Genomic DNA, 22,018 nt, shown 5'->3' on the forward strand with positions numbered 1-22,018 from the left:
TGATCACTTGTGGCACGTCGTCCGCCGTTAAGGAGTTGATCAAGTTTTGCCGCGAAGCGGTTCGCCCGCGCCGCCGCAGATCATGCTCGCTTCTGTCGTGGGCGCGCCTGGGAGGGATCAGCCGCGCACCGATCACGGCACGTACGAGGAGATGACATGCCCGTTCACCCGCTCATGCCCGTAGCCGCGGCCACGGCCCTGGGGGCCGTCCTTGCCGCCGCGCCCGCCCCCGCGACCGCCTCCGCGACCGTTCAGCAGACGCTGCTCACCTGCCAGGTCGCCACCACCTCGGAACGTCCGATCACCTTCTCCCCGCCGGTCAAGCTGCTGCCGCGCACGGTGACGGCGCAGGCGGGCATCGTGCTGACCGGCTGCACGTCCACCTCGCCGTCGGCCGCCCACCTGCGCTCGGGCATCATGAACGTGCACAGCACCGGCCGCGCCTCCTGCGCCGGCGTGCGGGACGTCCGCGGCAAGGGCACCATCACCTGGTACGGGGCCGACGGCAGGCAGACGGGCGTGTCCACCGTGCGGCCGTCCGTGCAGAAGGTGGCCGGTTACAACCCGGGCGACATGCTGCTCGGCGGGCGGGTCACCAAGGGGGCGCTGGCCGGCTCCAACCTGGCCGGCACCGCCACCCCCACCTCCGACGTGCGCGCCTGCGCCACCAAGGGGCTGAACGCCGTCCACGGCACCGGGAAGATCACCTTCATGACCTGACGTAGGCGCGCTCGATGAAGGGGCGTTCGCTGAAGTGGTAGAAGAGGTAGATGCCGAGCTGGAAGGCCGCCGCGAAGGCGAGGCCTTCCAGTGAGCGTGACCAGACGGCCCAGCCGTAGGCGTGCAGGTTGCCCGCGCCGTACATGGGGTTGCGCAGATACCGGTACGGGCCGGCGACGACCAGCCCGTCCGCGTCCTTGAGCGGGCGGCCCGCGAACATGTCGCGGCAGTAGTAGGTGTCCAGGCCGACGGTGCAGGCCGCCCAGACCTTCGCGAACGTGCCCGCCGCCATGAGCGCCGCCCCGATGACGTACGCCGCCCAGGACGGGATCGCGGCCGGCAGGCTGTCGCCGTAGGCGTAGATGACGACGGCCTGGGCGAAGCTCTGGTTCATGAACAGCAGGCCGAGGGCCACCTCGTAGACGGCGTAGGCGCGGTCCTCGCCGAAGCGGGCGATGAGGGCGGTGCGGCCGGGGCCGCCCAGCGTCAGGCTCAGCCCGCCGTAGTACAGCAGCCAGACCGCGGTGGCGTAGGCGGTCGCCACGGCCGGGGTCGTCAGCACCGGGGTGAGCAGGTAGTACAGGGCCGCCGTCGCGGTGAACAGGAGCAGGCGGGCGGGGCGGTAGCGGGTGCCGCGGTCCAGGCGCAGGCCGGAGATGCCGAGCAGGACGACGGGCAGCCGCCAGGTGATGGGCCGTGCGGCGGTGATGGTGTGCATGTGCGGGGTCTTCCGGTCGCTGGACGGGTGGTGCCGGGTCAGCAGGGGGCGGCTTGCAGGACGAGCATGTTCTCCGGCACGACGGGGCCGGACGGCGCCTGCCCGACTTGTGATGGGGCCGCGAGACTGGCCAGGAAGGCGTTGAACGCCTGGGCCATCGCCCCCACGGGCACGCTGATGCACAACTTGCCCGTATCACCGCCTGGCGCGGCGGCCAGGGCGGTGACCGGGTCGGGGGTGTCGGCGGCGGCGGGCGCGGCGAGCAGGACGGTGCAGAGGGCGGCGGCGAGAGCGCGGAGGCGCACGGTGACTCCTTGGTCGAGGCGGCGACGGATCAGGGGTGATCTGTCACTCAGCGTCGCCGATGCGGCGTTAGGTGATTACTTGTGGCGCGACGTACGCCGTCAAGGAATTGATGAAGTTTGCCCCGCCCGTGACGATCCATCCGCACCCGCCGGGCCGGCACCGTCACGCGGGGATGACCGATGATTTTCCGCGCCCGTCCGGGTCTGTCCTCCGATCGGTGACGCCGGGGGTGCTCGTGGTCGGCCGCTTCACCGACCCGGACGGGAACTTGGTCGGCGTGGCCGCGTAAGGCGCGGTGTTTTGGCCGGAACGCCCCCGCCCTCTACCGTGGATGATCGTGACAACGCAACGATGGGCGCTGGGCGGCGACCTGAGCGTCGCGCGGATCGGCTACGGCGCCATGAAGCTCACCGGCTGGCCGAGGGGCGACCGTCCCGACAGGGAGACGGCGCTCGCCGTCCTGCGCAGGGCCGTGGAACTCGGGGTGAACCACCTCGACACCTCGAACTACTACGCCCGTGACGGCGTGGCGGCCAACGACCTGATCAGGGAGGCGCTGCACCCGTACCCGGACGACCTGGTGATCGTCACCAAGGTGGGCGCGCTGATCGAAGGCCCCGACCTCGCCCTGCCCGCGCCGCGCAAGACCGGCCTGACCCCGGACGGCCTGCGCCGCGGCGTCGAGGCGAACCTGCGCTCGCTCGGCGTGGACCGCCTGGACGTGGTGAACCTGCGGATGGGCGACCTCGACCGCGGCGGGACACCCCTGACCGAGCCGCTGGAGACGCTGCTCGCGCTGCGCGAGGAGGGCCTGATCCGCCACCTGGGCGTCTCCAACGTCACGGCCGCCGAGGTGGCGGAGGCCCGCAAGATCGCGCCGATCGCCTGCGTGCAGAACCTCTACAACCTGACGCGCCGCGAGGACGACCCGATCGTGGACGCCTGCGCGGAGGCGGGGATCGCCTACGTCCCGTTCTTCCCCGTCGGCGGCTTCCAGCCGCTCACGGCCGAGCGCCTGGACGCGGTCGCCGCCCGCAACGGCGCGACGGTGCCGCAGGTGGCGCTGGCCTGGCTGCTGGCCCGCTCGCCGAACATCCTGCTCATTCCGGGTACGGGGTCGCTGTCGCACCTGGAGGAGAACGTCGCCGCCGGCGAGCTGAGCCTGAGCGCGGAGGACCTGGCCGAGCTGGGATGACGCCGTCGTGGCAGGCGGGCACGCCTCTCAGGCCCACCAGCCCTCGACCACCTCGACGCCCTCGCTCTCCAGGGCCTTGTGCCACACGGGGTCGCGCAGCAGCCGCGCCTCCCACGTCCGCACGACGCCGTCCGGGCCGATGACGGCGTCCTCGCGGGACGGGTGCAGGAACAGCTCGCTGGTGCCCTCGGGCAGGGCGGCGAGGCGGCGCAGGTAGTCGTCCCTGAGCCGTTCGTAACCGCCGAGGTCGCGGGCCGTGCTGCGGTTGGTCGCGATCGTCTGCGGGATCCGCACGCCGAGCGCGTCGGCGTGGGCGACGGCCTGCGCGTGGGCGGCGGCGAGCGGCGCCGCTAGCGGCCCGCCGAAGTACGGCTCGGGGTCGCGGGGCAGCCGGAAGGCCAGGCCGTGGCGGGCGCACCAGGCGAGCGTCCCGGCCAGCCAGGATCGGCCGTGCAGGCCGTACAGGGTGCCGGAATGCGAGTCGGCGGCCACGGGCGGCAGGCCCCGCGCGCGCATCCAGCGGAGTTGCGCGTCCGCCTCGCGCAGGACGTCCGCCGTCTCGCCGCGCGCGCCGAGGACGAACGGGTCGTCGCTGAGCGTTCCGTCGGCGTCGGCGAGGCTCGCCGGACCGTCGAGCGGGCGCCAGCGCGGCAGGCCGCGTTCGCTGGTGAGCGTCACGTGCAGGCGGGGCACGACGCCGGCTTGCCGCATGCGTGCGGCGGCCTGCTCCGCCTCCGGTGAGACGCAGATGAGCGTCGTCGCGGAGACGTGCCCCTCGGCCAGCAGCGCGGCGATGACCTCGGTGGTTCCCGGCTCGCGGCCGAGGTCGTCGGCGGTGATCACGACGCGGCGGTTCATCGGGGCCGCCGCGCGGAGGTCTCGACCGGCTCGCCCGCCTCGGGCGGCGTCTCCACCGGCACCGAGATGAGCCACGCCGCCACCGCGCCGATCGCGGTCAGCACGAACGGGTACGCGCACAGGTACACCCGGAACGCCAGCCCGGGATCGCCCCCGGGGTCGTCGCCCGAGTTGTATCCGAAGAACACCCCGAGCGACGTCAGCGCCAGCCCGGTCACGATCCCGTTGAGCCGCGAGAAGAAGCCGAACGCCGACAGGAAGAGCCCCTCCCTATGCTCCCCGTTGCGGGTCGCGTCGGCGTCCAGGACCCGCGCCACGATGAGGTCGTTGGTGGCCAGCATCCCCGACCACCCGGCCCCGACGAGCACCCCTGCGGCGATCGCGGTGACCAGGTCGGTGGCGAAGAACAGGGCGGCGAAGCTGACCGCGAGGGCGGCGAAGGCGATCCGCCAGGCCCACATGGCGCCGCGGCGGGCCACGACGCGCGTCCACACGGCGAGTCCGGCCGCCGAGACGAGGATGACGACGCCCTGGAGGTAGAGCGCGTTCACGACCGGGAGGCCCAGCGAGTAGCGGACGTAGAGCTGGATGCCCGAGAGCACGAGCGCCATGGCGATGCCGTAGCAGGCGCCGGTGAGCCCGACCGTCCAGAACAGGGGGTTGCGCACGATGGACCACACGCTGGGCAGCAGCCGGGGCCGCTCGCGCGTCGAGTAGCGGGGCCGTTCGCGCGCGCTGAGCGCCATGAACGCGATCACGACCACGGCCACCACCCCGTAGATGACGGCGGTGGTCTGGAAGCCCTCGGTGGACTCCTCGGTGCCGAACACGCTCGTCGTGAGCAGCGGGGTGACGGCGAGCGAGATCACCAGCGCCACGAGCTGGAAGCCCTGCCGCAGGCTGTTGGCGACGGCGCGGTCGCGCTCGCGCGGGTACAGCTCGGGCAGCAGCGCGCCGTAGTTCGCGTTGAGCATCGAGTCGAAAGCCTCGCACAGGATCGCGAACACCGCGAACCACACCACCAGGCCCATGCCCTCCAGCGAGGACGGCGCAGAGAAGAACGCGATCATGCAGGCGGCCAGCATCGGCGCGCCGGCGAGCAGCCACGGCCGCCGCCGGCCGAACCGGGTGCGGGTGCGGTCGGACAGGTGGCCGAGCAGCGGGTTGTCGAGGGCGTCGATGACCGCGTAGATCACCATCACGGCGCCGTAGGCGCGGACGTCGAGGCCGAGGATGTCGACGTAGTAGAGGATCATCGATCCCTTGATCATGTTGATCGGGATCGAGGTGCCGAACATGCCGATGGCGTAGCGCCACGCGGGGGTCCGCCCCGGGTCGGAGACCGTAGCAGGCTGGGACACGCGATCACCTTCCTTGCGGGGGGCGGCGACGCCTTACGGGGGCGGGCGTCGCCGCGAGCCCTCACGGTACGGGTTTACCCCCTTTGAGGTGATCGTCCGGCGGCGCCATCTCGTTCCACTGGGCGCCGCCGTACGGGATCAGCTTGTCAGACGCGCTTCCACAGGGCGGCCACGTTCGGCGGCTCCCAGCCGGTGAGCGCCGTGTGCGCCTGGACGCACTGGTAGGTCAGCCCGCCGTACGTCACCCTGTCCCCCACGCGGTAGGCCGTGCCCGCGCTCCAGGTGCCGCCCGGCTGGGTGGCGGTCGGCGTGGGTGTGGGCGTCGGCTTCGGGGTGGTGGTGGTGGTCGGGGACGGGGTCGGGGTCGAGGGGGTGCCGCCGCCGAAGTCCACGTCGGAGCAGGTGTAGAAGGCCTCGTTGCTGCCGACCACCCGCTGCCAGATCGAGTAGAGGACGTGCCGGCCGGTGCGCTGCGGCAGGTTGATGGTCCAGTTGGTGAACGTCGTCGGGTTCTGGCCGTTGAACGTCTTGATGTGCACCAGGTCGGACCACTTGAGGGGCATGGTGGGGTTCCAGCCCGCGCGGGTGATGTAGAACTCGAAGTTGCTGTTCGCGTGCGGGGCGGTGGCGTGGTAGGTGAGCGTGAAGTCGCCGGGGCTCACCTTGGTCGCGGGCCAGTCGGCGCGCTGCAGGTCGAGGCCGCGGTACTTCTCGCGGCCCGCGCTGCAGAGCTTGCCGTCGGGGATGAGCTGGCGGTGCCGGCCGCCCGCCTCCAGCAGGGAGACCTCGTTCCAGTCGTAGTACGCCTGCGTGCCGCCGGCGGCGACGGCGGCCTTGCACGCGGCGGACTTCGGCGCCTCAGGGCCCTCGTTCTTGCAGACGTAGACCCGGCTGGGCGGGTTGGACATGGTGCCGTGGGCGTTGGCCGCGGACGCCGGCAGCAGGGCCAGCGCTCCGGACGCGGCCATCGCGGCGGCGATCGTGCTCTTGCGCATTCTCGTACTCCTGGGGGTGGGCTCGTACGGGAGGGTTCAGCAGGAGAGGTTGCCGCCGGGGCTCACGCCGAGGATCTGGGTGAACCGCTGGTAGGCGGACACCCGGCTCTGCACCTGGGCGGGGTTCCTGCCGCCGCATTCGAGGCTGCCGTTGATGCTGCGGATCGTCTCGCCGAAGCCGCGGCCGTTGACCATGGCGTCGTGCGCGGTCATGGTGCCCGGCCCGTTCTGGGTCATCCAGTACCAGAGCGCGGTCTTCCACGCGACCGCGGACTCCCGCTCCACCCGCCACGGGTCGGCCAGCAGGTTGATGCCGAGCGCGTCACCGGCCGCCTTGTAGTTGAAGTTCCAGCTCAGCTGGATCGGGCCGCGGCCGTAGTAGGCGGCCTGCCCGGCCGGGCAGCCGTAGGGCTGGCTCGCGTCGCAGTAGTGCGGGTAGTTGGCGGTGTTCTGCTCGACGATGTGGACGAGGCCGCCCGTCTCGTGGTTGACGTTGGCCAGGAAGGCGGCGGCCTCCTGCTTCCTGACGGTGTCGCTGCCGGCGCCGGCGAACGCCGGGTAGGCGGACATGGCGGCGGTCAGGCCGCTGTAGCTGTAGAACGCGTTGCGTCCAGGGAACATCTGGTTGAACTGCGCCTCGCTCACCACGAACCCGCCCTGGCCGGGCGGATCGGTCGGGGTGGTGCCGCCGCAGGTGTGCGGGTCCCAGTACCAGTGGGAGATCACCGGGTCGTAGCCGGGGTTCTCGTGGACGGCGATGTAGTGGTTGCCGTCGGTGTAGCGGACGATGCTGCCCGCCGCGTACCACTGCCCGGCCACCCAGTTCGGGTGGTCGCAGGACGGGGCGGGCGTGCCGCCGCCGCTTCCGCAGCCGCCCTGGTCGGCCCAGACGCCGGCGGTGCCGGGGGTCTCGTTCTGCGTCCACCATCTGGCCGACCAGTTATGGCCGTTGTAAGAGATCACGGTGCCGCCCTGGTAGGCGGTGGAGGCGTTCCATGCCGTCGCGCAGGCTGCCGCTGAGGCCGACGACACGGGGAGGATGACTGAGATCATGCCCGCCGCGAGCAGCGCGGCGGCCAGCGACGTCAGGCTTCGTCGCACCCGACACTCCCTTCGCTGTCCAACCCTTAGGAAACTTTCCTATGAGTAGAGGCGATGGTGGCATGATCCGGTCCGGCGCGACAAGGTTTTCTGTCAAGTCCCATGTCAGCCGGGGTGCGCCGGGTCCCGGGCCCGGTCTCGCGCACAAATTCCGCTCCTCCATGCGTCCACGTCCCGCTCCGCGACGAACAGTCCAGAGCACCGACCAAGGGGGACCGCATGATCGAGCACCACATACCGGAGGGCCGCGCGGCCCGGAGGGCCATCGCCGCAGGGGGCGGGCTGGTCTCAGGCCTGGCCCTGATCGCCGCCGTCTCGACCGGCCCCGGGTACGCCGCCGCCTCGGCGAACCCGGACCAGTCGAACAGCACCATGTGCGACTACGCGGGAGGCGACACCGCCGGGCTCGGCCTGACCACCGAGCAGACCGGCAACGCCGAGGTCATCGTCGAGGCCGCCGCCGACCTCGACCTGCCGCGCCGGGCGGCGGAGATCGCGCTGGCCACCGCGTTCCAGGAAAGCCGCCTCGACAACGGCGCCGTCTCGGCTGGCGGCAGATCCTTCGGCCTGTTCCAGCAGACGCCCGCCGCCGGCTGGGGGACGCGCGAGCAGGTCACCACTCCTGGCCGCGCCGCCCGCTCGTTCTACCAGCGGCTCGTACGCGTGCCCCGGTGGCAGAGCCTGCCGCTGACAAAGGCCGCCGCGCTCGTGCAGCGGCCCCGGGCGGATCTTCGGGGGAAGTACGCCGAGCACGAGACGCTCGCCAAGCAGCTCGTCGCCGCGTTATGGGACGAGCGTGACCTGGATGATCTCGACCTGACGGACAGGGAGAAGGCCCGGATCCAGGAGCGGCTCAAGACCGCTGCTGGTCTGGGGCTCTCCCGGGAGAAGGTCGTCTCCGCGCTGGCCGACGACCTGCGTGAAGAGGACGACGCCGACTCCGACTCCGTGGGCGAGGACTCCGACTCCGTGGGCGAGGACTCCGACTCCGTGGGCGAGGACTCCGAGACGATCCTCGACCAGGACGAGGACTCCGACACGGCGCGCGACCAGGCCGAGGACATCGTCGGCGACCTCGCCGCAGACTTGTGCGACGAACGCGCCACGCGCGACGACGACGCCCGCGACGACAGGCAGGACGACGACGCACGTGGTGACAGGCGCGACGACGACGCACGCGGCGGCGACGCGCGTGGCGACGGCGCACGCGGCGACGGCGCACGCGGCGACGGCAGGCGCGACGACGGCATGCGCAGCGGCACCATGCGCGAGGGCACCATGCGCGACGGCAACGGAACCCCGCTCACCGCCACCGGCTCCGGCTCCGGCAAGACCGCCGTCAGCGCCGCCCTGACCCAGCGCGGCATCCCCTACTCCTGGGGCGGCGGCGGCCCCACCGGCCCCACCTACGGCATCGGCCGCGGCGCCGACATCAAGGGCTTCGACTGCAGCGGCCTCACCGAGTACGCCTGGAGCAAGGCCGGCGTCCGCATCGGCGGCACCACCTACGAGCAGGTCAACAAGGGCCGCAAGGTGGCGCGTTCCGAGGTGCGTCCCGGCGACCTGGTCTTCTACGACACCGACCCCACCCGGCCGGGCCCGGACCACGTCGGGCTGGCCATCAGCAAGACGCAGATGGTGAACGCCCCCAGCACCGGCGCGGTCGTCCGGGTGGACTCCATCGACCGGCGGAGCTACCTGACCGCGGTGCGCCCGTCCCGCTGACGCGGGTCGTCAGTGGACCCGTACAGGAAGGCTGTGCACCCCCCGGATGAGGGTGCTGGCGCGCCACCGCAGGCTGGACGAACCCAGCTCGATCGTGGCGAAGCGGCCGAGCAGCTTCCCGAGGGCGATCTGCGCTTCCAGCCTGGCCAGCGGCGCGCCCACGCAGTAGTGGATGCCGTGGCCGAAGGCCAGGTGACCGCCACCCGGCCGGTTGACGTCCAGCCGGTCGGGGTCGGGGAAGCGGTCCGGGTCGCGGTTCGCGGCCAGCAGCGAGATGAAGACGAACTCGTTCGCGGGGATCTCGACGTCGCCGACCCGGATCGGCTCGGTGGTGAACCGCAGGGTCGCGATGTTGATCGGCCCGTCGAAGCGCAGGAACTCCTCCACCGCGCCCGGCAGCAGGGCGGGGTCGGCCCGCAGCGCGGCCATCTGGGCGGGGTCGCCGATCAGGGCGAGCACGCTGTTGGCGATCAGGTTGACCGTGGTCTCGTGGCCCGCCACGAGCAGCAGGAACGCCATGGACACGACCTCGTCCCGCGACAGCCGGTCGCCCTCGTCGGAGATGTGCACCAGCTCCGACAGCAGGTCCTCGCCGGGTTCGGCGCGCTTGGCGGCAACGAGGCGGGTCAGGTAGGCCAGCATCCACGTGTGGGCCTCGCGCATCTCCTCGGGCGACGCGGCCGTCACGAAGGGGGCGGTCCAGGTCCTGAACTCGTCGTGGTCGGAGGCCGGGATGCCGAGCAGCTCGCAGATGACCGCGATCGGCAGGGGGAACGCGAACGACTCCATCAGGTCGGTCTCGCCCGCCTCGGCCATGGCGTCGAGCAGGCCGTCGGTGATCTGCTCGATGCGCGGGCGCAGCCGCGACACCGTCCTGGCTGTGAACGCCTGGTTGACGAGCTTGCGCAGGCGCGTGTGGTCGGGCGGGTCGGAGTTGAGCATGTGGGCCGACAGCGAGGACGCGTACGGGCCGGCGGTGCCCGGCGGGAACAGCTCGACCGCCCTGGCGCTGTCCTTGGCCAGCCTCGGGTCGTTGAGCAGTTCCCTGGCCTCGGCGTACCTGGTGACCAGCCACACCCGCAGCCGCCGGTGCGCGAGCGCGGGCCGCACCGGCCCCGCCTCGCGCACGCGCCGGTAGGCCGGGTGCGGGTCCTGGAAGAAGGCCCGGTCGAGGTTCACCGCCGGGTACGTCTCGCCGTTCTGCAACGTGCACCTCTCCGCCTCGCGCGTCCGCTGAGGCCAGGATGGCAGAGCTGCCTGTACGGGCCGCATACCCGGCGTCGCCCGCTCACCGTGGCAGCTCGTCCGTCCAGCCGGTCGTCACCTGGATGTAGGAGTTGCTCATCGCCGACCCGCCTTCGGACGTCAACAGGATGTTGGCGCGCACCACCCGGGCGGCGTCGGGATCGACGACCATCTTGACCTGCACCTTGCCGGACAGCGGAATCCGCAGCTCCTGCCCGCCCTCGACCGGCCCGGCGTTCTCGACCCCAGGCGTGCCGGCGAGCGCCTCGAACGCGGCCGACCGCACCCGCGAGGGCGCCGGCAGCTCCGTGATCAGGGTGATCAGCGGCGAGACGAGTGCGCCTTCCCGGTCGGCGGGCATCATGGCGTGGTCGTGTCGCGGCAGCTCGGCCAGGCGCTGCTTGAGCTCCTCCGGTTCGGACGGGAGCGCTTCCAGGTCCGTGAAGCCAATCTCTGCGCCCATCAGCCTGAACGGCGCCGGGTCCTCGACGACGGCCCCTGGGGTGGCGTTCGGCTCGTTCCTGGTCCAGCGGTGGCCGTCGCGGCTGGTCCAGCTCTCCTGCTTCTGCGGTCCGTCCGGGCTCTGCCAGGTGCGGGTGATGTGCCAGTATTCGCCCGTTCCTGCGGGGATGCGTTCGGCGCTGGCGGCGGCCATCAGCAGGACGTCCCGGCCCGAGGCCGGTGCGGCGCCGGGCGTCAGCGCGCTGGCGAGGATCACGGCGACGGCCGCCACGGCGGCGACGGCCATGCCCAACGCAGGCAGAAGCCAGCCACGGCCCCGACGTGCGCCACCCGGACCGGTGTTGCCCGGCCGGGTGCGGTCCGGGCGGGCGTCGTCCCCGCGCGCGGCACCCGGACGGAAGTTGCCCAAGCGGGCGCGGCCCCGGCGGGCGGCACCTGGGCGGACGTGGTCAGGGCGCACGGCATCCGGGCGAGCCGCATCCGGGCGGACGTGGTCGGGGCGCACGACATCCGGGCGGACGGCATCCGGGCGGACGGCATCCGGGCGGGCGGCATCCGGGCGGGCGACGTTCGGGTGGGCGACGTTCGGGTGGGTGTCGGCCTGGGTGATCCGGGCCTGGAGGCGTTCGCGGCTGCGGTCGATCGCCGCAGGCGACGGGTCGGGCTTGGCCAGCAGGGTCGCGACGGCCTTCAGGTCATCCACGGGCGTGCTCCTTCTCCACGAGGGCGATGATCTTGCTGCGGGCGCGGCTGAGCCGGGAGCCCACGGTGCCGGCGGCGATGCCGAGCGCCTGAGCCACTTCGTCGTAGCTGAGCTGACCCAGCGCCACGAGCAGCAGCACGTCACGCTCACCCCCGGACAACGCGGCCAGCGCCTTGGCCAGGTGCGGCTGCATGCGCTCGGCGGCGACGGAGGTGACGACCCGGTCCTCGTGGCCCTCCACGGCAGGCTCGGGTCCCAGCTTGGCGAGCGCCCTGTAGTGGCGGATCTCCTTACGCCGGTACCGGGCGATCAGGTTGGTGGCGATGCCGAACAGCCAGGGCCGCAGGTCGCCGCGTTCCGGGTCGTACCGGTTGCGGTGGTCGAAGGCCAGCAGGAACGTCTCGGCAGCGAGGTCCTCGGCGATCTGCGCGTCCAGGCGGCCGGCGACGTAGAGGTAGATGTCGCGGTAGTAGCGGTCGTGGACGGCGGTGAACAGGGCAGGGTCGCGCCGAAACCGAGCGACCAACTCCGCATCAGCCAACTCCGCACCGGCCAACTCGGCGCCACCCAACTCGGCGCCGGCCAACTCGAGGTCAGCCAACCCGCCATCGGCCCGCTCCCCCTCGGCCCGCTCCCCCTCGGCCCGCTCGCCGTCAGCCCGCTCGGCGCCGCCCCGCTCGGCGCCGGCCCGCTCGCCCTCGGCACGCTCGGCGTTGGCCCGCTCGGGGTCGGTCGCCTGTTCTCTCACTTCGGTACTCACGTTCTGGTCTCCGGCATGGAGGTCAAGCCTTCCGGTCGGGTTCGGCGGTCAAATCACCCATCCTTCGCCGCAACCCAGAATCGTCTTCCCTCGCATGCGTGCGGGCCGCTGTTCGCTTCTGCGCCCAACCGAGCAGTCGTTTGCACTGAGTGCAGGTGCGGCCCAACCTACTGAGGCCCTACTGTCTAAGGGTGACCTCCACGTCCCCGGACCTCCGCACCACTGTCGCCGCGGACAAAACCGAGCGCTGGCACCGCCTGCGCCAAGCCGCCCTGACCCTGTTCGAGGAGCGCGGATTCGCCGCCGTGTCGATCGACGACATCGCGGCGGCGGCCGGGGTGTCGCGGCGCACGTTCTTCAACCACTTCGAGACGAAGGCGGGCGCCCTGTTCGACCCGGCTCCCGGGGAGGCGGCCCAGGTCGCGGAGCTGCTCGCCCGCGAGGTCGGCGCCGACCCGTGGGCAGCCCTGACCAGGGCGCTCAAAGCGTACCTGGCGGAGGAGCTGCGCACGGTGTCCGCGCGGCGGCGCATCCTGGCGGGTCAGCCCGAGCTGAACCGTTTCCTCCTGCTGGCCAACATGTACTTCGAGGAGTCCGTTCTGGCCTGGCTCGGCGGTCGCGGCATCACCGGGCTGCACGCCAGGGCGATGAGCAGCATGGCGCTGGCGTGCGTACGGGAGGCCTTCACCGCGTGGGACGCCGAAAGCGGCCAGGCGCGCCTGTTCGAGCTGCTGGACCAGCTGTTCGCGCTGGCCGCGGCGGGTACGGCGGCCATCAGGGCGACGGGAGCCGCCGACCGGGTTACGGACAGGACCACGGGCAGAATCACGGACGGGGCCACGAACAGGGCCACGGGCAGGACCACGGAGAGGGACAGGGACAGGGCCACGCCGAAGGCGGGTCAGACCAGGAGCCGGATCTTGCTGACCGCCGAGCGGCTGTTCGCCGAGCATGGGGTGTTCGCGGTCTCCAACCGCCAGATCAGCGAGGCCGCGGGCCAGGGCAACAACGCCGCCGTCGGCTACCACTTCGGCACCAAGTCCGACCTGCTGCGCGCGATCGTCGACGACCACACCACGCGGCTGGAGCGGATCAGGGAACGGCTGCTGCGCGACAGGGGCGACAGCACGGAGCTGCGCGACTGGGTCGCCTGCGTCGTGCTGCCGTTCACCGACCATCTGAGCAGCCTGGGAACCCCGAGCTGGTACGCCAGGCTCGCCGCCCAGATCATGACGGAACCGCGGCTGCGCGAGCTGGTGGCGGGGGGTTTGCACGACGCGCCCGGCTTCCACACGGTCGTCGCCGGCCTGCACCGCTGCCTGCCCGGCCTCCCGCCGGAGCTGCGCCGCCGGCGCGACGACATGGCCCGCACGCTGCTCGTGCACACCTGCGCCCACCGCGAGCGCACGCTGCCGATGGACGCGGACGCAGCCAGGGCGGCGTGGGAGGCCACGGCCGCCGAGCTGATGGACGCCGTCGAGGGCCTGTACCTCGCCCCGGCATCCAGTCATTGAAACAATCATTTGACTTAATTTTCCGACTCCGGTTAGCTTTTCTCAGACAGGGCGATCATCATCCGCCGCTGCACCACGTGCCTGCCGCCCCGTCCGTTCGGCTGTGCGAGCTTCCGCGCCATGTCCCCCCGGGTGCGGCTGTGACGCAGCGGCGCCACAAACCGGAAGGGCATCCATGGACCAGTCTGCGAAGCCGCCCGCGCCTCTCACCGTCGCGGAGCTGGGCTTCGACCCGGACGCGCTGCGCGCCAGGTACCGCCACGAGCGCGACCGCCGTCTGCGGCCCGACGGCAACGCCCAGTACCGGGGCACCCGCGGCGAGTTCGGCTACTACGCGGCCGACCCGTACACGCCGCGCACCGAGCGGGAGCCGGTGCGCGACCGGGTCGAGGCGCTGGTGGTGGGCGGCGGCTTCGGCGGGCTGCTCACCGGCGCCAAGCTGCGCGAGGCGGGCGTGGACGGCATCAGGATGCTGGACGAGGCCGGCGACTTCGGCGGCACCTGGTACTGGAACCGCTACCCGGGCATCCACTGCGACATCGAGTCGTCGGTCTACCTGCCGCTGCTCGAAGAGGTCGGCTACCTGCCCACCATGCGGTACGCGCCCGGCGAGGAGATCCGCCAGCACGCCGTCGCGATCGCCAAGCTCTACGACCTGTACCGCGACACGATGTTCCACACCCGCGTCACGGAGCTGCGCTGGGACGACGACGCGGCCGAATGGCAGGTCCGCACCGACCGCGGCGACGACTTCCGGGCCCGCTACGTCGTGATGTCCGCCGGCACCCTGGCCCAGCCGAAGCTGCCCGGCATCCCGGGCATCGAGACGTTCAAGGGGCACACGTTCCACACCAGCCGCTGGGACTACGGCTACACCGGCGGCTCGGCGGAGGGCGGCCTGCACAAGCTCGCCGGCAAGCGGGTCGCGGTGGTGGGCACCGGCGCCACGGGCATCCAGGTCATCCCGCACCTGGCGCGCGACTCCCAGCACCTGTACGTCTTCCAGCGCACCCCTTCGACGGTGGACGTCCGCGACAACCGTCCCACCGACCCGGCCTGGGCCGCCTCCCTCAAGCCGGGCTGGCAGCGGGAACGGATGGACAACTTCCTCACCGTCGTCACCGGCGGGCACGCCGAGCGGGACCTGATCGACGACGGCTGGACCAGCACCGCCCGCCTCCAGCGCAACCTGCTGGCGGGCACCGTCGACACGGATCTGTCGCCCGAGGAACGCGCGTACCTCGACGAGATCGCCGACTTCCAGAAGATGAACGAGATCCGCGCCCGCGTGGACGAGGTCGTCACCGACCCGGCCACCGCGGAGCTGCTCAAGCCCTGGTACCGCTACATGTGCAAGCGGCCCACCTTCAGCGACCACTACCTGCAGACGTTCAACCGGCCCAACGTGACGCTGGTGGACACCGCCGACCACGGCGGCATCACCGCGATGACCGAGTCGGCGGTCGTGGTGGGCGACCAGGAGTACGAGGTCGACTGCGTCATCTTCGCCACCGGCTTCGAGGTGGGCCTGTCCGGCATCGTCACCGGCGCCCTGCCGGTCTTCGGCCGGGGCGGCGCGGCGCTGCTCGGCACCTGGCGGCAGGGGCCGCGCACGCTGCACGGCTTCTACAGCAACGGTTTCCCGAACCTGTTCCACCTGGGGACGCTGCAGAACGCCGCCGCGGTCAACTTCGTGCACATCCTGCTGGAGCAGGCCACCCACATCGGCGCGGTCGTCGCCGAGGCCCGCCGCCGTGGCGTCGCCACGGTCGAGCCCACCAAGGACGCCGAGGAGGCGTGGATCGCCACGATCCGGGAGCTGGCGCCGGACAACAGCCGTTTCCAGGCCGAGTGCACGCCCGGCTACTACAACAACGAGGGCAAGCCCCGCCCGGTCAGCTTCGCCTTCGGGCCCGGCCCCGTCGCCTTCCACGACCTGCTGCGCCGCTGGCGGGCGGAGGGCGGCATGGACGAGGTGCTGGCGGACGCCCGATGACCGACCAGCCAAGGCGCGAGCGACCGGTGGCCGACCACCCCGGAAGCGCGCGACCGGTAAGCGACCAGCCCGGCAGCACGCAACCGGCCACCGGCCAACCAGGAGGCGCACGGCCGGTGGCCGGGCGGCCGGTGACCGGCCAGCCGGAGAGCGGGCGGCCGGGGAGCGCGCGGTCGGGGAATCGCCGTGAGGTCGAGGCTCTTGTACGGGCGCGTCCGCTGTGGGGCTCGAACGGCATGGCCTTCGGTCCGGACGGCCGCCTGTACGTGGCCCAGTTCCTGGCCGGGCAGATCAGCGCCGTGGACGTGGCGACCGGCGACGTCGAGGTGGTCGTGCCACCGGACGGGCCGCTGCAGTCCCCCGACGACCTGGCCTTCGACACCGACGGCGCGATGTACGTGACCGACCTGGTCCCCGGCCGGGTGTGGCGGCGTGACCCGGCCGGTCACTTCACGCTCGTCACCGACGAGGTGACCGCGCCGAACGGCATCGCCTGCGTCGGCACCCGCGTGTTCGTCAACGAGATGATCCCGGGCGGACGCCTGCTGGAGCTGGGCGACGATCCCATGGTGCTCGCCAAGGGCCTGGCCATGGGCAACGCCATGCAGCTCGGCCCCGACGGGCGGCTCTACTACCCGCACATGCTGACCGGCGAGGTGTTCCGCGTCCCGCTCGACGGCGGCGAGCCCGAACTGGTGGCCGCCGACGTGCCCGACCCGGTGGCCGTGCGTTTCGACCGCGAGGGCGTCCTGCTGGTCCTGTCGCGGGGCGAGTCCGGGTTCGTCACGCGGCTCGACCTGACCGGCACCGGCGACAGGTCCGCGATCGTCAGCGAGCTGAACGCGCTGGACAACGCCGCCTTCGACGCCGACAACCGGATGTTCGTCTCCAGCTACGCCCATGGCGGGGTCGCCGAGCTCGCGGGCGACGGGCGTACCCGCCAGATCGTGCCCCGCGACCTCGGCGGCCCGTTCGGGGTGACCATCGATCTGGGCGGCGGCGTCCACCTGGCCGACCACTACCGCCTGGCCCAGCCCGCCGAACAGCCCTCCGACCGTCCTGATGAGAACGTCACCACCACCGAGCTGGTGAACTTCGTGCACGGCGTCGCCGCCGACGGCGACCTGCTCCACACCACCTCCCAGTACGGGCAGGTCCGCACGCACGACCGCGCCTCCGGCACGACGCGCACCAGAGCGAACGGCCTGGAGCGCCCGCTGGGCATCGCCGTGCGCGCCGACGGCACCCTGCTGGTCGCCGAGTCGGGCGCGGGCCGCATCGTCGCCATCGGCCACGACGACCAGGTCAGCGTGGTGGCCGACGGCCTTGGCAGCCCGGCAGGGGTGGCCGTGGACGGCGGGCGCTGCTACGTCACCGACGAGCGGCTGTCGGCGGTGTACCGGATCGAGGACGGCGTGCCCGAGCTGCTCGCCGACGGGCTCGGCGCCCCGCAGGGGATCACCGTCCACGACGGCGTCGTGTACGTCGTCGAGGCCGCCCGCCGCCGCCTGCTCGCCATCGACCCGGTCACGGGCGACGTCACGGTCGAAGCCGACTCGCTCCCAGTAGCGAGCCCGGCCGGTCCCCGGCCCGGCCTGTTCGTCGTGCCGGGCCTGCCCGGGATGCCGCGCCCGTTCGCCGGGCTCGCCGCCACCCCGGACGGCGCCCTGGTGCTGTCCGCGAACGGCGACGGCAGCGTCCTCCGCCTCAAGACGCCATGAGCGCCGCCCACCGACGGCGTCCTGCGCCTCAAGACAACGGAAGCACCACCGACCGGCAGAGCCCACACGACGGAAGCACCACCGACCGGCAGAGTCCGCACGACGGAAGCACCACCCACCGGCAGAGTCCAGACGGCGGGAGGGCCGCCCACCGGCAGGTGCTCAAGGCGCTCAGCGGGCTGCTTCTCGCCCTGTTCGTCTCGACGCTGGCCAGCACCGTCGTCTCCACCGCGCTGCCACGCATGCTGGGCGACCTGCACGGCTCCCCCACCCAGTACACCTGGGTGGTGACCGCCACCCTGCTGGCCGCCACCGTCGCCACCCCGATCTTCGGCAAGCTCGCCGACCTGTTCTCCAAGCGGGCCCTGATCCAGATCGCCGTGGTGATCTTCGTGGCGGGCTCGATCGCCGCCGGGTTCTCCCAGGACGCCGGGCAGCTCATCGCCGCCCGCGCCCTGCAAGGCGTCGGCGTCGGCGCGCTGCAGACCCTGGTCAACATCGCGATCGGCGCGCTGGTCTCGCCCCGCGAACGCGGCCGGTACGCCGGTTACCTGTCGAGCGTCACCTCGATCTCCACCATCGGCGGCCCGCTGCTGGGCGGCTTCATCGTGGACACCTCGTGGCTGGGCTGGCGGTGGTGCTTCTTCGTCGGCATCCCCGTCGCGATCGCGGCGCTGATCATTCTGCAGCTCACCCTGCGGCTGCCGGTCTACCGCCGCGCCAACGCGCAGATCGACTACTGGGGCGCCACGTTCATCACCGCGGGCGTCAGCCTGCTGCTGATCTGGGTCTCGTTCGTCGACGACGCCTTCGCCTGGGCCTCCTGGCAGACGGCCGCCATGGTCGGCGGCTCGGTCCTGCTGCTCGGCGTCGCGCTCTGGGTCGAGTCGCGGGTCGCGGAGCCGATCGTGCCGCTGCGCATCATCCGGCAGCGCGCCACCGCTCTGGCGATCCTCGGCAGCCTCGCCGCGGGCACCGCCATGTACGGGGCGACGGTCTTCCTCACCCAGTACTTCCAGGTCAGCCGCGGCCACACCCCCACCGAGGCCGGGCTGCTCACCATCCCGATGATGGCGGGCATCCTGGTCTCCTCGATCGTCGGCGGGCGGCTCGTGTCCCGTAGCGGGAGGCTCAAGCCGTTCCTCATCACCGGATCCGTGTCGCTGACCGCCGGGTTCGTGGTGCTCGGCCTGATCGACCAGCACACGTCCATGGTGCTCATCGCCGTCGCGATGATGCTCGTCGGCGCGGGCGTCGGGCTGACCCTGCAGAACTTCGTGCTCGTCGTGCAGAACGCCGTCGCGCTGACCGACATCGGCGCCGCCAGCGCCACCGTCGTGTTCTTCCGCTCGCTCGGCGGCACCGTCGGCGTCGCCGTGCTCGGCGCGGTCCTGGCCCGCCAGGTCGGCGCGGGCACGGCCGCCGGGGTTCCGGCGGCCACCGCCTACGGCGAGGCCACCGGACATGTCTTTCTCATCTCGGCCGCCGTCGCCGTGGTGGGTGTCGTCGCCGCGCTGCTGCTCAAGCCGATCACCCTGCGGACGAAGGCGGAGGAGGGCAGGCCACCGGCCGATGGGCAGAAATCCCGGCGCGGCTCCGAACCAACGGCCGTGTGACGGCATCCAAGAAGATCACAGGATCTCGAAGGGACTCATGTGATCACTGGGCCGCGCACGACACAGGACGCCCCCGCCGCCGCGTGCCTGTCCTCAGCATGGTGAGCCGCAAACGCCCGTCGCGCTTCCGCAAGCAGCGCGACGCGAACCGCAAACGCGCCGCACGCGCCGGGCAGCAGCCTGACGCAGACCGCAAGCGCGCCTCGCGCTCCGGGCAGGAGGTGGACGTGAGCCGCCTGCCCGAAGACGTCGTGGCCCTCATCGACGCCCTCGAACCCGGCGACAGCCTGGTCCTCACCCGTGACGGCGCGTCGATCGCGACGATCTCCAGCACCGTGGACGTGATCCAGGGCGCCATCGTCGATCGCGACGCGCCGGAGGAGGAGGATTCCGACGAGCAGCCGCCGATCGACCTCGACGGCGTGACGGTCGTGGCCACGGCGATGGAGCTGTCGGCCGCGGCCAGGGTCGCCCTGTCCGACCAGCTCGGCCCGGACTACGTGGTGCTCGACATGCACGCGGCCCCCAAGACGGCCGACGTGCTGCTGGTGCCGCCGGCGAGCCCGCAGCTCATCGGCAGGCTGCGACTGATGTTCCCGGAGGCCCGCGTCATCGTCGCCGAGATCGAGGACCACGAGCTCGGCGTCCGGTACGAGGGCCCGGTCGGGCGGCTGCTCAACGCCGGCGTCGACGGGTACATGCCGCCGGCGGCCCTCCCCCAGGTGGCCAGGCAGCTCGACTTCACGCTGCGGCAGGGACGCGAGCTCGCCGGCGGAACGGCGGTGCCCCTGCAGATCACGCCACCGGACCCCGGCGACGCGTAAAAGACGCGCAGACGATCGCACGGCCCGCTGTAAAGGCCCCGGCCCGCTGTAAAGGCGCGGACAACTAGCCCGGCCGGCCCGCTCCAGGGCAGCGGGCCGCTTTGTCGTGCCCACCCGAGGTGGCGCGCCACGCCCTTCCCATGCCACACTCACTGTTATAGAACTCTCCCAAGAGTTATAGAACGAGGTGAGCGCAACATGACCCAGGTACGGCAAGCCCCGGTCCCCGCGTCCAAAACCATGGGCGAACCCACCGCAAGGGGCCGTTTCGGCGAGTACGGCGGCCGGTACGCACCGGAATCCCTGGTGGAGGCGTGCCGCGAGGTGGACGAGGCGTTCCGCGAGGCGTGGGCGGATCCCGGCTTCCGCGGCGAGCTGGCCGAGCTGCTCGCCCTGCACGCCGGCCGGCCGACCCCCCTCACCCCCGCCCGCAGGCTGTCGGAAGAGCTGGGCGTGCGGCTGTACCTCAAGCGCGAGGACCTCACCCACACCGGCTCCCACAAGATCAACAACGTGCTGGGCCAGGCCCTGCTCGCCACCCGGATGGGCCGCCGCCGGCTGATCGCCGAGACGGGGGCGGGCCAGCACGGGGTGGCCACCGCGACCGCCGCCGCGCTGCTCGGCCTGGAGGCCACCGTCTTCATGGGCGAGCGCGACATCGAGCGGCAGGAGCTGAACGTCTTCCGCATGCGCATGCTGGGCGCCGAGGTGGTCCCGGTGACCACGGGCAGCCGCACGCTCAAGGACGCCACCAGCCAGGCCATGCGGCACTGGGTCGGCGCGACCGGCGACTCCCACTACTGCGTCGGCTCGGTCGTCGGGCCGGACCCGTACCCGTGGATGGTCAGGGAGTTCCAGCGGGTCATCGGCGAGGAGGCCCGCGCGCAGTGCGCCGCCGCGCTGGCGGCCGGCGTCCCCGAGTACGTGGTCGCGTGCGTCGGCGGCGGCTCCAACGCGGCCGGCACGTTCGCCGGTTTCGCCGACACCACGGCGCGCTTCGTCGGCGTCGAGGCGGACGGCGGCGCGGGCGCGGCCCGCGGCAGTCTCGGCGTCCTGCACGGCTGCCGCTCGCTGTTCCTGCAGGACGGCGACGGCCAGATCGTCGAGGCGCACTCCATCGCCGCCGGGCTCGACTACCCGGGCGTCGGCCCCGAGCACGCCCACCTGCGCGACCTGGGCCGGGCCCGGTACGACACGGTGAGCGACGGCGAGGCGGTCGGCGCGGCGGTGCGGCTGGCGCGCACCGAGGGCATCGTCCCTGCGCTCGAATCGGCGCACGCCCTCGCCTGGGTGATCCGCGCGGCGGGCGACGGCGGCCTGCCCGCCGGGGCGACGGTCCTGATGACGCTGTCCGGCCGGGGCGACAAGGACATCTCTACCCTGAAGGAGCTGCTGTGACGAACCAGACCCTGGCCGCCGGCCCGGTCGAACGCCACCTGCGTGCCCGCCGTGACGCGGGGCGCGGCCTGCTCATGCCGTACGTCACCGGCGGGATCACGCCCGGCTGGACCCGGTACCTGGAGGCGTTCGCCGCAGCGGGCGGCGACGCCATCGAGGTGGGCCTGCCGTTCTCCGACCCCACGCTCGACGGCGTCACCATCCAGCAGGCGAGCGAGGCGGCGCTGGCGCGCGGCGCGAGCACCCGCCGGATCCTCGCCGACCTGGCCGAGGTCCGCGACCTGGGCGTGCCGCTGGTCGCCAGCACCTACTACAACCTGGTGCTGCACGACGGGCCCGAGGCGTTCTGCGCCGCGCTGCGCGAGGCCGGCGTCACCGGCCTGATCGTGCCCGACCTGCCGGTGCACGAGGCGGACGAGCTGACGGACGTGGCCGCCGCGGCCGGAGTGGACCTGGCCCTGCTGGCGTCACCGGCGACGCCGGAGCCGAGGCTGGCGGAGATCGCGCGCCGCAGCCGCGGGTTCGTCTACGCGGTGTCGGTGATGGGCACCACCGGCGAGCGGGCCGCCCTGGCGTCCGGAGCGACGGAGCTGACCACGCGCCTCAGGCGCGCCACCGACCGGCCGGTCTTGCTAGGATTTGGCATCTCCACGCCTGACCAGGCGCGGGAGGCCCGCCGGCACGCCGACGGCGTGGTGGTCGGCGCCGCGGTCATGCGGCGGGTGCTCGACGGGGCGGGGCCGGACGACCTGCGAGCCTTCCTCGCGACCCTGCGCCGAGCCATCGACCAGGAGTGACGC

Annotated in this window: 19 protein-coding genes; 10 read left to right on the forward strand and 9 right to left on the reverse strand. The window is 72.3% G+C overall.

What is annotated here, in order from left to right:
* The first annotated feature begins 156 nt into the window (after positions 1 to 156).
* Positions 157 to 720 (forward strand): hypothetical protein, encoded by a 564-nt coding sequence (locus tag ABD331_RS37215; RefSeq protein WP_344485812.1) that lies wholly within the window; start codon positions 157 to 159, stop codon positions 718 to 720.
* Here ABD331_RS37215 and ABD331_RS37220 read toward each other — a convergent pair.
* A complete protein-coding gene (locus ABD331_RS37220; protein WP_344485815.1) occupies positions 710 to 1,438 on the reverse strand; it encodes a PEMT/PEM2 family methyltransferase in 729 nt (242 codons plus the stop codon). The genes ABD331_RS37215 and ABD331_RS37220 overlap by 11 nt on opposite strands.
* Positions 1,439 to 1,476: 38 nt before the next feature.
* Entirely contained in the window at positions 1,477 to 1,743 is a 267-nt protein-coding gene (locus ABD331_RS37225) for a hypothetical protein (RefSeq protein WP_344485818.1), read from the reverse strand.
* Positions 1,744 to 2,075: 332 nt separating this feature from the next.
* On the opposite strand from ABD331_RS37225, the gene ABD331_RS37230 reads away from it, so the two are divergent.
* Positions 2,076 to 2,939, forward strand: a complete 864-nt coding sequence (locus ABD331_RS37230; protein WP_344485821.1) for an oxidoreductase — start codon at positions 2,076 to 2,078, stop codon at positions 2,937 to 2,939.
* Positions 2,940 to 2,966: 27 nt separating this feature from the next.
* On the opposite strand, the gene ABD331_RS37235 is transcribed toward ABD331_RS37230, so the two are convergent.
* From ABD331_RS37235 to ABD331_RS37250, 4 genes are all read right to left on the reverse strand, one after another.
* Entirely contained in the window at positions 2,967 to 3,797 is an 831-nt protein-coding gene (locus ABD331_RS37235) for a carbohydrate deacetylase (protein WP_344485824.1), read from the reverse strand.
* Positions 3,794 to 5,158, reverse strand: coding sequence for an MFS transporter (locus tag ABD331_RS37240; RefSeq protein WP_344485827.1), 1,365 nt, complete (start codon positions 5,156 to 5,158; stop codon positions 3,794 to 3,796). The genes ABD331_RS37235 and ABD331_RS37240 overlap by 4 nt, the downstream gene beginning before the upstream one ends.
* 146 nt (positions 5,159 to 5,304) lie before the next feature.
* Positions 5,305 to 6,153, reverse strand: a complete 849-nt coding sequence (locus ABD331_RS37245; RefSeq protein ID WP_344485830.1) for a lytic polysaccharide monooxygenase auxiliary activity family 9 protein — start codon at positions 6,151 to 6,153, stop codon at positions 5,305 to 5,307.
* A 36-nt stretch (positions 6,154 to 6,189) separates the two neighbouring features.
* Entirely contained in the window at positions 6,190 to 7,254 is a 1,065-nt protein-coding gene (locus tag ABD331_RS37250) for a glycoside hydrolase family 19 protein (RefSeq protein ID WP_344485833.1), read from the reverse strand.
* A 219-nt stretch (positions 7,255 to 7,473) separates the two neighbouring features.
* Between ABD331_RS37250 and ABD331_RS37255 the strand changes: the two genes are divergently transcribed.
* Positions 7,474 to 8,979, forward strand: coding sequence for a C40 family peptidase (locus ABD331_RS37255; RefSeq protein WP_344485836.1), 1,506 nt, complete (start codon positions 7,474 to 7,476; stop codon positions 8,977 to 8,979).
* 9 nt (positions 8,980 to 8,988) lie between these two features.
* Here the strand turns inward: ABD331_RS37255 and ABD331_RS37260 are convergent, their stop codons facing one another.
* From ABD331_RS37260 to ABD331_RS37270, 3 genes are all read right to left on the reverse strand, one after another.
* Entirely contained in the window at positions 8,989 to 10,185 is a 1,197-nt protein-coding gene (locus ABD331_RS37260; protein ID WP_344485839.1) for a cytochrome P450 family protein, read from the reverse strand.
* 82 nt (positions 10,186 to 10,267) lie between these two features.
* Complete coding sequence (locus ABD331_RS37265) at positions 10,268 to 11,389, reverse strand: hypothetical protein (RefSeq protein WP_344485841.1); 1,122 nt, start codon at positions 11,387 to 11,389, stop codon at positions 10,268 to 10,270.
* Positions 11,382 to 12,149 carry an RNA polymerase sigma factor gene (locus ABD331_RS37270; protein WP_344485844.1) on the reverse strand — a complete coding sequence of 256 codons (768 nt, stop codon included), beginning with the start codon at positions 12,147 to 12,149 and terminating at the stop codon, positions 11,382 to 11,384. Before ABD331_RS37270 ends, ABD331_RS37265 begins: the two co-directional genes overlap by 8 nt.
* Before the next feature lie 191 nt (positions 12,150 to 12,340).
* Between ABD331_RS37270 and ABD331_RS37275 the strand changes: the two genes are divergently transcribed.
* The 7 genes from ABD331_RS37275 to trpA all read left to right on the forward strand — a co-directional run bounded on the left by ABD331_RS37275 (position 12,341) and on the right by trpA (position 22,015).
* Positions 12,341 to 13,663, forward strand: a complete 1,323-nt coding sequence (locus tag ABD331_RS37275) for a TetR/AcrR family transcriptional regulator (RefSeq protein WP_344485847.1) — start codon at positions 12,341 to 12,343, stop codon at positions 13,661 to 13,663.
* A gap of 175 nt (positions 13,664 to 13,838) precedes the next feature.
* Complete coding sequence (locus tag ABD331_RS37280; RefSeq protein WP_344485850.1) at positions 13,839 to 15,659, forward strand: flavin-containing monooxygenase; 1,821 nt, start codon at positions 13,839 to 13,841, stop codon at positions 15,657 to 15,659.
* A 236-nt stretch (positions 15,660 to 15,895) separates the two neighbouring features.
* Positions 15,896 to 17,380, forward strand: coding sequence for a hypothetical protein (locus ABD331_RS37285; RefSeq protein ID WP_344485853.1), 1,485 nt, complete (start codon positions 15,896 to 15,898; stop codon positions 17,378 to 17,380).
* A gap of 158 nt (positions 17,381 to 17,538) precedes the next feature.
* The gene (locus tag ABD331_RS37290; RefSeq protein ID WP_344485855.1) at positions 17,539 to 18,996 is read left to right on the forward strand and encodes an MDR family MFS transporter; all 1,458 of its coding nucleotides are present in this window, start codon (positions 17,539 to 17,541) and stop codon (positions 18,994 to 18,996) included.
* A gap of 101 nt (positions 18,997 to 19,097) precedes the next feature.
* The gene (locus ABD331_RS37295) at positions 19,098 to 19,820 is read left to right on the forward strand and encodes a hypothetical protein (RefSeq protein ID WP_344485857.1); all 723 of its coding nucleotides are present in this window, start codon (positions 19,098 to 19,100) and stop codon (positions 19,818 to 19,820) included.
* Positions 19,821 to 20,018: 198 nt separating this feature from the next.
* Entirely contained in the window at positions 20,019 to 21,218 is a 1,200-nt protein-coding gene (gene trpB / locus ABD331_RS37300; protein WP_344485859.1) for a tryptophan synthase subunit beta, read from the forward strand.
* Entirely contained in the window at positions 21,215 to 22,015 is an 801-nt protein-coding gene (trpA, locus tag ABD331_RS37305; RefSeq protein ID WP_344485862.1) for a tryptophan synthase subunit alpha, read from the forward strand. Before trpB ends, trpA begins: the two co-directional genes overlap by 4 nt.
* Positions 22,016 to 22,018: the final 3 nt, after the last annotated feature.

The organism is Nonomuraea monospora, from assembly GCF_039531895.1.
Classification (GTDB): Bacteria; Actinomycetota; Actinomycetes; order Streptosporangiales; family Streptosporangiaceae; genus Nonomuraea; species Nonomuraea monospora.